The sequence below is a fragment of the Pseudomonas sp. EL_65y_Pfl1_R83 genome, assembly GCF_963970695.1.
Classification (GTDB): domain Bacteria; phylum Pseudomonadota; class Gammaproteobacteria; order Pseudomonadales; family Pseudomonadaceae; genus Aquipseudomonas; species Aquipseudomonas tritici.
The window spans coordinates 47,286-61,474 of sequence record NZ_CAXAQI010000005.1; the positions used below are offsets into that span (position 1 = coordinate 47,286).

At 59.8% G+C, this 14,189-nt stretch carries 13 protein-coding genes and 1 pseudogene; 10 read left to right on the plus strand and 4 right to left on the minus strand.

Annotated elements, in window-relative coordinates; translation table 11 throughout:
• The first annotated feature begins 250 nt into the window (after positions 1–250).
• The 3 genes and pseudogenes from gabD to AACY08_RS08640 form a co-directional block, all read left to right on the plus strand.
• On the plus strand, positions 251–1,693 hold the full coding sequence (gabD, locus tag AACY08_RS08630) for an NADP-dependent succinate-semialdehyde dehydrogenase (RefSeq protein WP_339419866.1): 1,443 nt from the start codon (positions 251–253) through the stop codon (positions 1,691–1,693).
• A gap of 185 nt (positions 1,694–1,878) precedes the next feature.
• A complete protein-coding gene (gabT, locus tag AACY08_RS08635; RefSeq protein ID WP_049710644.1) occupies positions 1,879–3,156 on the plus strand; it encodes a 4-aminobutyrate--2-oxoglutarate transaminase in 1,278 nt (425 codons plus the stop codon).
• A gap of 139 nt (positions 3,157–3,295) precedes the next feature.
• A pseudogene (locus tag AACY08_RS08640) lies at positions 3,296–3,421 on the plus strand (histidine kinase); the annotation flags it as partial.
• Between the two features lie 119 nt (positions 3,422–3,540).
• Here AACY08_RS08640 and AACY08_RS08645 read toward each other — a convergent pair.
• Complete coding sequence (locus AACY08_RS08645) at positions 3,541–4,542, minus strand: GGDEF domain-containing protein (RefSeq protein ID WP_339469080.1); 1,002 nt, start codon at positions 4,540–4,542, stop codon at positions 3,541–3,543.
• A gap of 187 nt (positions 4,543–4,729) precedes the next feature.
• Positions 4,730–5,914, minus strand: coding sequence for a delta-9 fatty acid desaturase DesA (desA, locus tag AACY08_RS08650; RefSeq protein ID WP_065872791.1), 1,185 nt, complete (start codon positions 5,912–5,914; stop codon positions 4,730–4,732).
• A gap of 166 nt (positions 5,915–6,080) precedes the next feature.
• On the opposite strand from desA, the gene dibA reads away from it, so the two are divergent.
• The 6 genes from dibA (at position 6,081) to AACY08_RS08680 (ending at position 12,361) form a co-directional block, all read left to right on the plus strand.
• Entirely contained in the window at positions 6,081–7,994 is a 1,914-nt protein-coding gene (gene dibA / locus AACY08_RS08655; RefSeq protein ID WP_339469082.1) for a phosphodiesterase DibA, read from the plus strand.
• Between the two features lie 255 nt (positions 7,995–8,249).
• The gene (gene oscA, locus AACY08_RS08660; protein ID WP_003170956.1) at positions 8,250–8,432 is read left to right on the plus strand and encodes a sulfur starvation response protein OscA; all 183 of its coding nucleotides are present in this window, start codon (positions 8,250–8,252) and stop codon (positions 8,430–8,432) included.
• Positions 8,433–8,497: 65 nt separating this feature from the next.
• Positions 8,498–9,508: a sulfate ABC transporter substrate-binding protein gene (locus AACY08_RS08665; RefSeq protein WP_339469083.1), complete on the plus strand. Its 1,011-nt coding sequence runs from the start codon at positions 8,498–8,500 to the stop codon at positions 9,506–9,508.
• A 164-nt stretch (positions 9,509–9,672) separates the two neighbouring features.
• A complete protein-coding gene (cysT, locus tag AACY08_RS08670; protein ID WP_339469084.1) occupies positions 9,673–10,491 on the plus strand; it encodes a sulfate ABC transporter permease subunit CysT in 819 nt (272 codons plus the stop codon).
• Positions 10,492–10,504: 13 nt separating this feature from the next.
• Positions 10,505–11,377, plus strand: coding sequence for a sulfate ABC transporter permease subunit CysW (gene cysW, locus AACY08_RS08675; protein WP_049710637.1), 873 nt, complete (start codon positions 10,505–10,507; stop codon positions 11,375–11,377).
• 3 nt (positions 11,378–11,380) lie between these two features.
• Positions 11,381–12,361 (plus strand): sulfate/molybdate ABC transporter ATP-binding protein, encoded by a 981-nt coding sequence (locus tag AACY08_RS08680; RefSeq protein WP_339438783.1) that lies wholly within the window; start codon positions 11,381–11,383, stop codon positions 12,359–12,361.
• 123 nt (positions 12,362–12,484) lie between these two features.
• Here the strand turns inward: AACY08_RS08680 and AACY08_RS08685 are convergent, their stop codons facing one another.
• Positions 12,485–13,009 (minus strand): Mpo1 family 2-hydroxy fatty acid dioxygenase, encoded by a 525-nt coding sequence (locus AACY08_RS08685; protein ID WP_339469085.1) that lies wholly within the window; start codon positions 13,007–13,009, stop codon positions 12,485–12,487.
• 83 nt (positions 13,010–13,092) lie between these two features.
• On the opposite strand from AACY08_RS08685, the gene AACY08_RS08690 reads away from it, so the two are divergent.
• Positions 13,093–13,782 carry a Crp/Fnr family transcriptional regulator gene (locus AACY08_RS08690; RefSeq protein ID WP_339419879.1) on the plus strand — a complete coding sequence of 230 codons (690 nt, stop codon included), beginning with the start codon at positions 13,093–13,095 and terminating at the stop codon, positions 13,780–13,782.
• Here the strand turns inward: AACY08_RS08690 and uraH are convergent.
• A complete protein-coding gene (gene uraH / locus AACY08_RS08695; protein ID WP_339419881.1) occupies positions 13,779–14,189 on the minus strand; it encodes a hydroxyisourate hydrolase in 411 nt (136 codons plus the stop codon). The genes AACY08_RS08690 and uraH overlap by 4 nt on opposite strands.

Sequence of the window (14,189 nt, forward strand, 5' to 3'; positions counted from 1 at the left end):
ATCTGACCCAGCTACGCTGATCAGAAAAAACCGGCAAATGCGCCGTTTTCGTTCTTTTTTTCGAACATCCTATTGCCCTGTACCCCCATTGATCCTAGGATTCGTTTGAGATTTCAAACGCTCTGTCTCCCGTGCGCTCTTTCACTTTTTCCGCGCGCTGGGGCTGATTTCCCTGACGGCAGCCCACAAGGCGCCTTTCAACAACTCTAATTCGCTCCGCGTGCGCGCGGTGCTGTTAAGGAAAGCCGACATGCAGCTCAAAGATACCCAGTTGTTCCGCCAACAAGCCTTTATCGATGGCGCTTGGGTCGATGCGGACAACGGCCAAACCATCAAGGTCAACAACCCTGCCACGGGCGAGATTCTCGGTACCGTGCCAAAGATGGGCGCCGCTGAAACCCGCCGCGCCATCGAAGCCGCCGACAAGGCGCTGCCGGCCTGGCGTGCACTGACCGCCAAGGACCGCGCGAACAAGCTGCGTCGCTGGTTCGAACTGATCATCGAGAACCAGGAAGACCTGGCCCGCCTGATGACCCTGGAGCAAGGCAAGCCATTGGCCGAAGCCAAGGGCGAAATCGTCTACGCCGCCTCGTTTATCGAGTGGTTCGCCGAAGAAGCCAAGCGCGTCTACGGTGACGTGATTCCTGGCCACCAGCCCGACAAGCGCCTGATCGTTATCAAGCAGCCGATTGGCGTGACCGCCGCCATCACGCCTTGGAACTTCCCGGCCGCGATGATCACCCGCAAAGCCGGCCCGGCGCTGGCCGCCGGTTGCACAATGGTCCTCAAGCCGGCGTCGCAAACTCCGTTTTCCGCATTCGCCCTGGCTGAGCTGGCGCAGCGTGCCGGTATCCCAAAGGGTGTTTTCAGCGTGGTGTCGGGCAGTGCGGGTGACATTGGCAGCGAGCTGACCAGCAACCCGATCGTGCGTAAATTGTCCTTCACCGGCTCGACCGAAATCGGTCGCCAGTTGATGGCCGAATGCGCCAAGGACATCAAGAAAGTCTCCCTGGAATTGGGTGGCAACGCGCCGTTCATCGTGTTCGACGATGCGGACCTGGATAAGGCCGTCGAAGGCGCGATCATCTCCAAGTACCGCAACAACGGCCAGACCTGCGTTTGTGCCAACCGCCTGTACATTCAGGATTCGGTGTACGACGCGTTCGCCGAAAAACTGAAAGCGGCCGTGGCCAAGTTGAAGATCGGCAACGGGCTGGAAGAAGGCACCACCACTGGCCCGTTGATCGACGAAAAGGCCGTGGCCAAGGTTCAGGAACACATTGCTGATGCCTTGAGCAAAGGCGCCACATTGCTGGCTGGCGGCAAGGTGATGGAAGGCAACTTCTTCGAGCCGACTATCCTTACCAATGTGCCGAAAAACGCTGCGGTCGCGAAGGAAGAAACCTTCGGCCCACTGGCGCCGCTGTTCCGTTTCAAAGACGAGGCCGAAGTGATCGCGATGTCCAACGACACCGAATTTGGCCTGGCTTCCTACTTCTATGCCCGTGACCTGGGCCGTGTTTTCCGTGTGGCTGAAGCTCTGGAATATGGCATGGTCGGCGTCAACACTGGGTTGATCTCCAATGAAGTGGCGCCGTTCGGCGGCATCAAGGCTTCGGGCCTGGGCCGTGAAGGTTCCAAGTACGGGATCGAGGATTACCTGGAAATCAAATACCTCTGCCTGGGCATCTAACGAGCCCGGCATGGCACTGCTGTAAACGCAGAGGGCACGAGAGCGCTGACCCTTTGCGTGTTTCACACCGTACTTCGTAGTGGCCGGGAAAGCTGTGGCAGTCGATCATCGCATGCTGCCGTAGTTGCCTCCCCGCCACGTATTCCTTGGACCACGCCACCCGATGAGTGGCGAATGAGGACTTTATGAGCAAGACCAACGCATCCCTGATGAAACGCCGCGAAGCCGCTGTACCCCGCGGTGTGGGCCAGATTCACCCGATCTTCGCTGAATCCGCGAAGAACGCCACCGTGACCGACGTTGAAGGTCGCGAGTTCATCGACTTCGCCGGCGGCATCGCCGTGCTGAACACCGGCCATGTGCACCCGAAAATCATCGCCGCTGTGACCGCGCAACTGAACAAGCTGACGCACACCTGTTTCCAGGTGCTGGCCTACGAGCCTTACGTGGAACTGTGCGAAAAAATCAACGCCAAGGTCCCAGGTGATTTCGCCAAGAAAACCCTGCTGGTCACCACCGGTTCCGAAGCCGTCGAAAACGCCGTGAAAATCGCCCGCGCCGCCACTGGCCGTGCTGGCGTGATTGCTTTTACTGGCGCTTACCACGGTCGCACCATGATGACCCTGGGCCTCACCGGTAAAGTCGTGCCTTATTCGGCCGGCATGGGCCTGATGCCAGGCGGTGTGTTCCGTGCGCTGTTCCCGAATGAACTGCACGGTGTGAGCGACGACGATTCGATCGCCAGCATCGAGCGCATTTTCAAGAACGATGCCGAGCCGCGTGATATCGCTGCAATCATCATCGAGCCGGTGCAGGGCGAAGGCGGTTTCTATGTGGCGCCAAAATCCTTCATGAAGCGCCTGCGCGAACTGTGCGACAAGCACGGCATCCTGCTGATCGCCGACGAAGTGCAGACCGGCGCCGGTCGTACCGGTACCTTCTTCGCCATGGAACAGATGGGCGTTGCTGCCGACCTGACCACCTTCGCCAAATCCATCGCCGGCGGCTTCCCGCTGGCGGGTGTGTGCGGCAAGGCCGAGTACATGGACGCCATCGCGCCAGGCGGCCTGGGCGGTACTTATGCCGGTAGCCCGATCGCGTGCGCTGCGGCGCTGGCGGTGATGGAAGTGTTTGAAGAAGAGCACCTGCTGGACCGCTGCAAAGCGGTTGGCGAGCGCTTGGTCACGGGCCTCAAGGCCATCCAGGCCAAGTACCCGGTGATCGGTGAAGTGCGGGCCTTGGGCGCGATGATCGCGGTCGAGCTGTTTGAAGGTGGCGATAGTCACAAACCAAACGCCGCTGCCGTTGCTTCCGTGGTAGCCAAGGCGCGTGACAAGGGCCTGATCCTGCTGTCTTGCGGCACCTATGGCAACGTGTTGCGCGTACTGGTCCCGCTGACCTCGCCGGACGAGCAGTTGGACAAAGGCCTGGCGATCATTGAAGAGTGCTTCTCCGAGCTGTAAGCGGACGCTGACCTGATCGACAGAAAAAACCCGCTTCGGCGGGTTTTTTTATGCCCACTCCAGCGCATTCAGGCCGTGTTCATTGTCAGTAGGCCGCGGCATTGTCTAAGGTCGCAGCATTACCGAGTGAGCGTGCTGGATGAATGTGGCCGCGCAGATGGCGCGATTGACCGAGCATGAAGGGTTGGATGCGCTTGCCAAGGGCAAGACGGCGCGGCTGCTCAAAGTTGGCTTGTCTGAGCTGATGCGGGTGCGCAAGGCCTAGCGGGCGACACATATCAATGTGGCAGCTGGCTTGCCTGCGATGCAGGCGGCGTGGTGCTTCAGGCAGTTCGAAGTGATGCTATCGCAGGTAAGCCAGCTCCCACAGGGGGATGCGATTGCTTAACCCGCTATTACGCGGTTCTTGCCCAGGCGTTTTGCCTCGTACATGGCGGCGTCGGCGCGGGCGAACAGGTTGTCCAGGGTCGAGTCTGCCTCGGTGAGGCTGGCCAGGCCCTGGCTGATGGTCACCTTGAACGCCTGGCCTTCATAGCTGAAACTCAGCGCTTGAATCTCCTTGCCCAGGCGTTCGGCCACTTGCAGCGCCATCTCCGGCGCGCAGCCCGGCAGCACGGCGGCGAACTCTTCACCACCAATGCGTCCGAACAGATCGCCACGGCGCAATACCCCTCGACCGCTCTCGGCGATGCGCCGCAGCACCTGGTCGCCCTCCAGATGCCCGTAGGTGTCGTTAACGTCCTTGAAGTCATCGATGTCCAGCAGCAGGAACGCCAGCGGCGCGCCTTGCGCGCAGGCACTGTCGAAGGCTTGATTGGCGCATTCGAAGAAGTGCCGACGGTTGCTGCTTTGAGTCAGCACGTCGGTGGTGGCGAGACGGTGCAGCTCCAGCGCCATCTGTTTCTTTTCGGTGATGTCTTCGGCTATGCCTACCACGATCAAGGGTTCACCAGGTTCGATCTGCTGGTTGATGTAACACTTGTCGCTCAACCAGCGGATTTGCCCGTCGGCGGTGATGATGCGGTACTCGCGGTCTTCGACGGCGCCTTGTCCCAGCACGCGGGCCAGGCTGTGTTCGGCGTAGTCGAGGTCTTCGGGGTGAATGCTGTTGCGCCACTCCCGATGGTCTGCCAGCAGCAGGCCGGCGGAGCGCCCGAACACCCGCTCATAGGCCGGGCTCACATAAAGTACGCGGCGCGTTTCCCAGTCCATGGCCCACAGCACGGCGTTCACGCTCACCAGCATTGAGCTGAGCAACTGCTCGCGCTCACTCAGCCGTTCGACTTCACCCTGGGCGTGCACCAGCGCCAAGAGGGTCGCCGCCGCAGCCGGACGCGGATGTTCAGCGGTGGGCGGATCGGACAAGTAGGGTTTTTCGTGAACCATCGGCACAACTCTCTCTGGGCGCGCCGCACATTGAAACAGCGGTCACTACAAGGGCCACCATGATGGCGAAGTGTTCATTGAGAGAGGCGAATTGCAGTGAAGTTCCGTCAACAGGATCGATTGCCGGTGTCCGAGAAATGACGCCAAAAAGCCGTAAGGTGGGAGGGGAAGCCCTCCCACCTTACGGTCAGACCGCCGCAGGACGCAGCGAATAGGTCTTCAATTGGTGGGCGAAATCCCGCAGGGACTGGATGCCGCTGGCCTCAGCTTCATGCACCCATTCCTTTATGGCTGCCAGCATATCGTGGCCATTTGAACTGGTCTTCAGCCAGATCTGCTGCAGTGCCAGGCGCTTTTCGTAGATCACTTTAAGTGCCTGGCTGTGTTCCAGCATGCTCTGGATACGCAGGTGGTGGCGGTCATCCAACAAGCTGGTTTCTCGCGACAGCAGGCGCTTGGCGCGGTGGAATTGGTGGCGAACCGAGTGATCGACTTTTTCCAGCTCCTGCTTGACGAGCGGGGCGATCACCAACTTGCGGTACTGGGCCATGATCTGGAAACGGTTGTTGAGGATCGCCATGGCGGTGTCCATGTCCAGGTGGCCCTTGCCTTCGACGCGGTGGGCGATGGGCGCAACGCGTTGCACCTTCGCCAGGCGCAGGAAACTGAACACTTTGATCCAGGCCCAGCCCATGTCGAATTCCCACTTCTTCACCGACAACTTGGCGGAGTTGGGGTACGTGTGGTGGTTGTTATGCAGCTCTTCACCACCGACGATGATGCCCCACGGCACCAGGTTGGTCGCCGCGTCACGGCATTCGAAATTGCGATAGCCCACGGCATGGCCCAGGCCGTTGATCACGCCGGCGGCCCAGAACGGAATCCACATCATCTGGATCGCCCAGATGGTGATACCGATCGTGCCAAACAACAGCAGGTCGATCACGCCCATGATCGCCACGCCCAACAATGGGTAAGGGGTGTAGACCTTGCGTTCGATCCAGTCGTCCGGGCAGTTCTTGCCGTAGATGCGCAGGGTCTCAGGGTTTTCGGCCTCGGCGCGGTACAGTTCGGCACCTTTGCGCATAACGGTGGACAAACCCTTGATGACCGGGCTGTGCGGGTCATCGACGGTTTCGCACTTGGCGTGGTGTTTGCGGTGGATGGCAGTCCACTCGCGGGTGTTCTGCGCCGTGGTGAGCCACAGCCAGAAGCGGAAGAAGTGTTTCAGGCCGGCATTGAGCTCCAGGGAGCGATGGGCTGAATAGCGGTGCAGATAGACCGTGACCCCAACGATGGTCACGTGGGTCATCAACAGGGTGACTGCAACCAGTTGCCAGGCTGACAAGTCAAGAAAACCGTTGTACCACATAGGCTGTATGGCCCTCAGATAAAGAAAAGAACAGCTTACGCATTATCACTAAGCCTACACAGAAAACCAGCCGCTCTTTCAGATAGGAGTGACTGGATGTTTCTTATTCTATAATCCCCAGCCTTTGTAGGACGATTCTGTTTTTTGGGTAAGGATTGATCAACGTATGCTGTTTTCATGCCGAGGTGCCCTGCGTGCGGGGCTGTTTTACCTGCTGGTTTCCACTCTCTGGATAGGCCTCACTCGGCAGGTATTGATCGAGTTTCTCGATGACCCCAGCGAGCTGAACCACTGGTTGCAAGTAAGTGGCTATGTGTGGGTGGCCTTCAGCGCCTTGGCGATTTACCTGATCTACGCCCGGTTTGCCCGTGCCCACGAATTGCAACAACCCCTGAAGGAAAACCGCGAGCGCCTGCGCCAAGCCGCCGCCGTGTTCGATTGTACCCGTGAGGGCGTGCTGGTCACCGACGCCCAGGGGCTGATCGTCCACGTCAATCGCGCCTTTATGGCGATCACTGGTTATCAAGGCGAAGACGTCATGGGCCAGCGTCCCAGCCTGTTCAAGTCCGGTCGCCATTCGTCGAATTTCTACCAGCAGATGTTCCAGAGCCTGGAGAGCACCTGCGAATGGAGCGGAGAAATCTGGAACCGGCGCAAGAGCGGTGAAATTTATCCACAGTGGCAAACCATTCGTGTGATTCACGATGACCAAGGCCACGTCAGTCATTACGTCGCAGTGTTCTCCGATATCAGCGCCATCAAGGATTCCGAGCACGAACTGGCCCACCTCGCGCACCACGACCCCCTGACTGATCTGCCCAACCGCCTGCTGTTCACCGACCGCGCCGAGCAGGCACTGGCCTCGGCGCAAGTCCACAAGCGCGGTTGCGGCCTGCTGTTGCTGGACCTGGATCACTTCAAAATCATCAACGACAGCCTGGGCCACAATGTTGGAGACCAGTTGCTCAAGCAGGTGGGCGAACGGCTGCAGGGGTTGTTCGGACCCGGCGTGACCCTGGCGCGCCTGGGTGGAGATGAGTTCGCGGTGCTCGCGGAAAGTTGTCCACAGGTGGTTCAGGCTGCCGCCTTGGCGCAACGCATCCTCGATGCGATGAAGCAGCCGTTCATCTTCGACGGCCATCAGCTGTTTATCAGCGCCAGCGTTGGCATCAGCCTCTTTCCCAGCGATGCCCTGAGCGCCGAACAGCTGTTGCGCAACGCCGACTCTGCGCTGTTCAAGGCCAAGAGCGCCGGCCGCGAAGGCTACGCGTTGTACACCGAAGAACTCACCGCCCTTGCGCAGAACCGCGTGGAAATTGCCAACGAGCTGCGTCGTGCCCTCGAGCAGCAAGAGTTGCGCGTTTATTACCAGCCGGTGCATGAGCTGCACGGCAGTCGCCTGATAGGCGTCGAGGCACTGGTGCGCTGGCAGCACCCGGAGCGTGGCCTGGTGCCGCCGGGGGAATTTATCCCGATTGCCGAGCGCACCGGGTTGATTGCCGATATCGACGCTTGGGTCATGGACCAGGCTTGCCGGCAGATGTGCCAATGGCTGGCCGATGGGGTGCCGTTGAGCTTTATCGCCGTCAACGTTTCCAGCCGGTTGTTTGCGCGGCGCGAACTGTACGAGCAGGTCGCCCAAGTGCTGCACGATACGGGCCTCGACCCCGGTTTCCTTGAACTTGAAGTGACCGAAAGCGCAGTGATGGACGACCCCGAAGTCGCCCTGGAACAACTACACCGCCTGCGCGAACTGGGCTTGCGCCTGGCCATTGATGATTTTGGTACCGGTTACTCGTCGCTTCTGCGGCTCAAGCGCCTGCCTGTGCAGAAGCTCAAGATCGACCAAGGGTTTGTCGCTGGGTTGCCGTGGGATGAGGACGATGCTGCGATTGTGCGGGTGGTGATTGCGCTGGCGAAAAGCATGGGCATGCAGGTGCAGGCCGAAGGGATCGAGCAGGTGGAGCAGGCGCGGTTTTTGTTGGAGCAGGAATGCGATCTGGGGCAGGGGTATTGGTTTGGCAGGCCGATGCCGGCGCAGGAAATTGATTGGTCGAAAGCACCCACCATCCGTGCTTGAAATACGGTCAAAATGTGGGAGCGGCGGTGCGACGATTCGACTTGCTCGCTCCCATATTTGGATCTGCTTGCGACTTGATTTCGGCGTTGATCAATGAAATCAGCGCGCAACCCCACGCCCCACCAGAAAATTCTTTCTGGTTATATAAACATGCTGAAATAGTATTTTTAAGAATATCCGCGCTTATCTACTATCGCCCTCATGCCGCAAGCAGTGCCGCCACTGCGAGGCACTATTCATTTCAGGAGCGAGACCATGAGCGCATCTCTACGTAGCGTCGACGGCCAGGACGAAGCAGCCATTTTGCGTGAGATCCAGAGCGCCCTGCGCGATCTGCGGTTTGGCGCGGTGGAAATCACTGTGCACAACGCGCAAGTGGTACAGATCGAACGCAAAGAAAAATTCCGTCTGCAGAATCCGGGTAACAAACCGAGCTAAGCAAGAACGGCGATAGACCCGCAATTATAAGAAAAAGCCAACACCCCAGAATTTCAGGAGCTTCTATGTCGTCGATTCGCCGTTATGTCCTGGCCGCCCTGGCCAGTGCCGTGTTTGCAGGTTCCGCGGTTGCCAAGGACTACGAGTTGCTCAACGTCTCGTACGACCCTACCCGTGAGCTGTACCAGGACTACAACGCTGAGTTCACCCGTTTCTGGAAACAGTCCCACCCCGGCGACAACGTCAAAATCCAGCAATCCCACGGTGGTTCGGGCAAACAAGGGCGTGCCGTGATCGACGGCCTGCGCGCCGACGTAGTGACCCTGGCCCTGGCCGGTGACATCGACGAAATCGCAAAACTGGGCAAGAGCCTCCCGGAAAACTGGCAGACCCGCCTGCCGGACGCCAGCACCCCGTACACCTCGACCATCGTGTTCCTGGTGCGCAAGGGCAACCCTAAAGGCATCAAGGATTGGGGCGACCTGATCAAGAAAGAGGTGTCCGTGATCACCCCAAACCCGAAAACCTCCGGCGGCGCACGCTGGAACTTCCTCGCCGCCTGGGCCTACGGTCTGAAAACCGGCGGCAGCGAAGCCAAGGCCCAGGAGTACGTGAAAGAGCTGTTCAAACACGTGCCTGTGCTGGACACCGGCGCGCGTGGTTCGACCATCACCTTCGTCAACAACGGTCAGGGTGACGTGTTGCTGGCCTGGGAAAACGAGGCGTTCCTGGCCCTTAAAGAAGACGGCGGCGCTGACACGTTCGATATCGTCGTGCCTTCGCTGTCGATTCTCGCGGAGCCGCCAGTGGCCGTGGTTGACAAGAACACCGAGAAAAAGGGCAACACCGAAATCGCCACTGAATACCTCAAACACCTGTACAGCCCGGCTGGCCAGGAGATTGCGGCCAAGAACTTCTACCGCCCACGCGATGCAAAAGTGGCCGCCAAATACGCCCAGCAGTTCCCGAAACTGGACCTGGTGACTATCGACAAAGACTTCGGTGGCTGGAAAACTGCCCAACCGAAATTCTTTAACGACGGTGGCGTGTTCGACCAGATCTACACGGCGCAGTAAACAAATCATGTAGAAGCGATCTTGTGTGGGCGCTGGCTTGTAGGACCGCTGCGATAGCGTCACTGCGGCGTCACTGACACACCGAGGTGCCTGCATCGCGGGCAAGCCCGGCTTCCACATAAGCTCGCGTTCTGCTCGATACTACTCGTTAACCAAGGACTCTTATGTCGCGTCGTATCTCCCCCGTCATACCCGGCTTCGGGCTGACGCTGGGCTACACCGTGGTGTACCTCAGCCTGATCGTACTCATTCCCCTCGCGGCGATGTTTGTACACGCTGCACAACTCACCTGGGATCAGTTCTGGGCCATCATCTCCGCACCGCGCGTGCTGGCGGCGTTGCAGCTGAGCTTCAGCACCGCGCTCTACGCCGCGCTGATCAATGGCGTGATCGGCACGCTGCTGGCCTGGGTGCTGGTGCGCTACACCTTCCCGGGCCGCAAGATCATCGATGCGATGATCGACCTGCCGTTCGCCTTGCCCACCGCTGTAGCCGGTATCGCGCTGACCGCGTTGTACACGCCGAACGGCTTCGTCGGCCAGTTCGCCGCCGACCTGGGCTTCAAGATCGCCTATACCCCGTTGGGCATCACCCTGGCGCTGACCTTTGTCACCTTGCCGTTCGTAGTACGCACGGTGCAGCCGGTGCTCGCCGATATCCCTCGGGAAATCGAAGAGGCCGCCGCCTGCCTGGGCGCCAAGCCGTTGCAGGTGTTCCGCTACATCCTCGTGCCGGCATTGCTGCCGGCCTGGCTGACCGGTTTTGCCCTGGCGTTCGCGCGTGGCGTGGGTGAGTACGGTTCGGTGATTTTCATCGCTGGCAACATGCCGATGAAAACCGAGATCCTGCCGCTGCTGATCATGGTCAAGCTCGACCAATATGACTACCGCGGCGCCACGTCCATCGGCGTGCTGATGCTGGTGGTTTCCTTTGTATTGCTGCTGCTGATCAACTTGTTGCAGCGGCGCATCGAACGTCCATAAGGAGGCGCGGAACATGTCCCAATCGTCTATTTCCGCGGCGTCCTCGGCCAATGCAGCCCGCCGTGGCAGCGCAACGTCGCGACGTATCTTGATCGGCCTTGGCTGGCTGGTGTTCGTGTTGTTCCTGTTGTTGCCGCTGTTGATCGTGGTGACCCAGGGCTTGAAGAACGGCCTCGGTGCGTTTTTCACCGCGATCCTTGAGCCAGACGCGCTGTCGGCACTGAAGCTCACGGTGATCGCCGTGGCGATCTCGGTGCCGCTCAACCTGGTGTTCGGCGTCAGCGCCGCGTGGTGCGTGAGCAAATACTCGTTCCGTGGCAAGAGCATCCTGGTCACGCTGATCGACTTGCCGTTCTCGGTGTCTCCGGTGATCGCGGGTCTGGTCTACGTGCTGATGTTCGGCGCGCAGGGTTTCTTTGGCCCTTGGCTGCAAGAGCATGACATCCAGATCGTGTTCGCCTTGCCCGGCATCGTGCTGGCAACCATCTTTGTCACCGTACCCTTCGTGGCCCGTGAACTGATCCCGCTGATGCAGGAGCAGGGCACCCAGGAAGAAGAGGCCGCGCGCCTGCTGGGCGCCAATGGCTGGCAGATGTTCTGGCATGTGACCGTGCCGAACATCAAATGGGGCCTGATCTACGGCGTGGTGCTGTGTACTGCGCGGGCCATGGGTGAGTTCGGCGCGGTGTCGGTGGTGTCCGGCCACATTCGCGGCGTTACCAACACCCTGCCGTTGCATGTCGAGATCCTCTACAACGAATACAACCATGTCGCCGCGTTTGCCGTCGCGAGCCTGTTGCTGATCCTGGCGCTCTTCATCCTGCTGCTCAAGCAGTGGAGCGAGAACCGTATCAACCGCCTGCGCAACAGCGCCGGTGAGGAATAAGTCATGTCGATCGAAGTCCGTAATGTCAGCAAGAACTTCAACGCCTTCAAGGCCCTGAGCAGCATCAATCTGGACATCCAGAGTGGCGAGTTGGTGGCGTTGCTCGGCCCGTCCGGCTGCGGCAAGACCACCTTGCTGCGCATCATCGCAGGGCTCGAAACACCGGATGACGGCAGCATCGTGTTCCACGGTGAAGACGTGTCCGGCCACGACGTACGCGATCGCAACGTCGGCTTTGTGTTCCAGCACTACGCGCTGTTCCGCCACATGACCGTGTTCGACAACGTGGCTTTCGGCCTGCGCATGAAGCCAAAGAACCAGCGCCCGAATGAAAGCCAGATCGCGGTCAAGGTGCATGAACTGCTGAACATGGTGCAGCTGGACTGGTTATCGGATCGCTACCCGGAACAGCTCTCCGGCGGCCAACGCCAGCGTATCGCCCTGGCCCGCGCCCTGGCCGTAGAACCCAAAGTGCTGTTGCTCGACGAACCCTTCGGCGCCCTCGACGCCAAAGTGCGTAAAGAGCTGCGCCGCTGGCTGGCGCGCCTGCACGAAGACATCAACTTGACGTCCGTGTTTGTGACCCACGACCAGGAGGAGGCCATGGAAGTCGCCGACCGCATCGTAGTGATGAACAAGGGTGTGATCGAGCAGATCGGTTCACCGGGCGAAGTCTACGAAAACCCGGCCAGCGATTTCGTCTATCACTTCCTAGGGGATTCCAACCGTCTGCACCTGGGTGAAGACAAGCACGTGCTGTTCCGCCCTCACGAAGTGTCGCTGTCGCGGCATGAGCTGGAAGATCACCATGCGGCTCAAGTGCGCGACATTCGCCCGTTGGGCGCCACCACGCGGGTAACCCTGAAGGTCGAAGGCCAGAGCGAACTGATCGAGGCAGAAGTGGTGAAAGACCACGACAGCCTGACCGGGCTGGCGCGGGGTGAGACGCTTTTCTTCAAGCCCAAGGTCTGGCAAAAAGCCTAAGTACCCATGGAGATCAATGTGGGAGCTGGCTTGCCTGCGATAGCAACACCTCGGTATGACTGTTTGACCGAGGTGTTGCTATCGCGGGCAAGCCCGGCTCCCACATTGGATCTCTATTAACTTTCAGACCGTAGCGCGTTTTTCTCTGACGGCCACCGGCCCCGACCGCTCTTCAATCTGCTGCTTGAGCCCCTGCCGCAACCCCAGCAAAAACGCCAACTCCGCCACCACAAACAACGGCCCCACGATCAGCCCCGACACATCATCCACAAACGCCGGCTTCTTGCCTTCGTAGTAATGCCCGACGAACTGAATCACCCAGCCCACCACAAACATCCCGATGCCGCCGCTGAGCCACACCATCGTGCTCTGTGCCGCCAGCACATGCCCGGCCCACACCGACAGGCCCATCAGCAGCGTCATCAACACACCCAGCGCCAGTTCCAGGCGCAGGTAAAACCACGCTGACAGCAGTGCGACGATCACTGCCGGCGAAATCCACACCCCACCGATCGCCCATTCCGGGCGTGACAGCAGCACGGCCACCGCGACGACAATCAGTGGAATGCCGATAAAGTGGCTGGCGATATTGCGCGGGTCGCGGTGGTAGGCAGCGTATTGACTGAGGTGGTCGACGAGGCTTTTCATTGTTATTCCTCCTGTAGGATGTTTGATCATCTCCCGTCAGCCGGCGACTGACTGTCAACTGGGCGACAATCTCTGGAGTTCTCATGATTGCGGCAACCTGGCATGCCCGATTGGCCACCGGTCAGTGGTTCAGCCACCTGCCTGTGCAGCTACAGGATAGTGTGCTGGCGGCGGCTCGGCTGCGTCAGCTGACGGCGGGGCAATACCTGTTCAGGCGCGGTGATCCGCCCTGTGGGGTGTATGCGGTATTGGAGGGGGCCGTGCGTGTCAGTGCGGTCAATGCGCAGGGCAAGGAAGCGGTGTTGAGCCTGATTGAAACACCTTTCTGGTTTGGCGAGATCTGCCTGTTCGACGGTTTGCCGCGCACCCACGACGCCTTGTCGGTTGGGCCGTGCACGCTGTTGCAGGTGCCGCAATCGGCGATGCTCGAGATGCTTGACCAAAACCCGACGTACTGGCGCGACATGGCGTTGTTGATGAGCCAGAAGTTGCGCCTGTCGCTGATCAATATCGAACAGATGAGCCTGATGCCGGCGTCGACGCGTATCGCTCACCGGCTGCTGATGATTGCCGGCGGGTACGGCGAGATAGAGCACTCCCGTCGCGTCTTGCAGCTGCCTCAGGAAGATTTGGCCGCGATGTTGAGCCTGTCGCGCCAGACCACCAACAGTTTGCTCAAGGCCTTAGAGCAGCAAGGGATCATCAAGCTGAGTTACGGCGCGATTGAAGTCCTCGACCTGCCGCGCTTGCGGCAGGCCGCTGGGGCCGACTAGGAACCGCGATATGTCGAAAAGCCGTAAGGGCTCAGCAGCAGCGGGATGTGGTAGTGCTGGTCGGCCTGCTTGACCTCGAATATCACCGGGACTTGCGGGAAAAACGTCTCGCGATTGGCTTTCTTGTAGTAGTCGCCGGTCTTGAATACCACGCGATACTCGCCCGGTTTCATGGCTTGGTTGGCCGGGAACAGTTCGGCGATGCGCCCCTGCTGGTTGGTGACACCTTCGGACAGCGATTGCCAGTGATCGCCTACGTGCTGCTCCAGGGTGACGCTGACACCGGCAGACGGCAGGCCGTTTTCCAGGTTCAGGACATGCACGCTCAGGGGGTTGCCGGCCGCCAGGGCCAGGCTGCTCAGGCCGCTCAGGCTGAGGGCGGCGAGGGTCTTAGTCAGGGTTTTCAT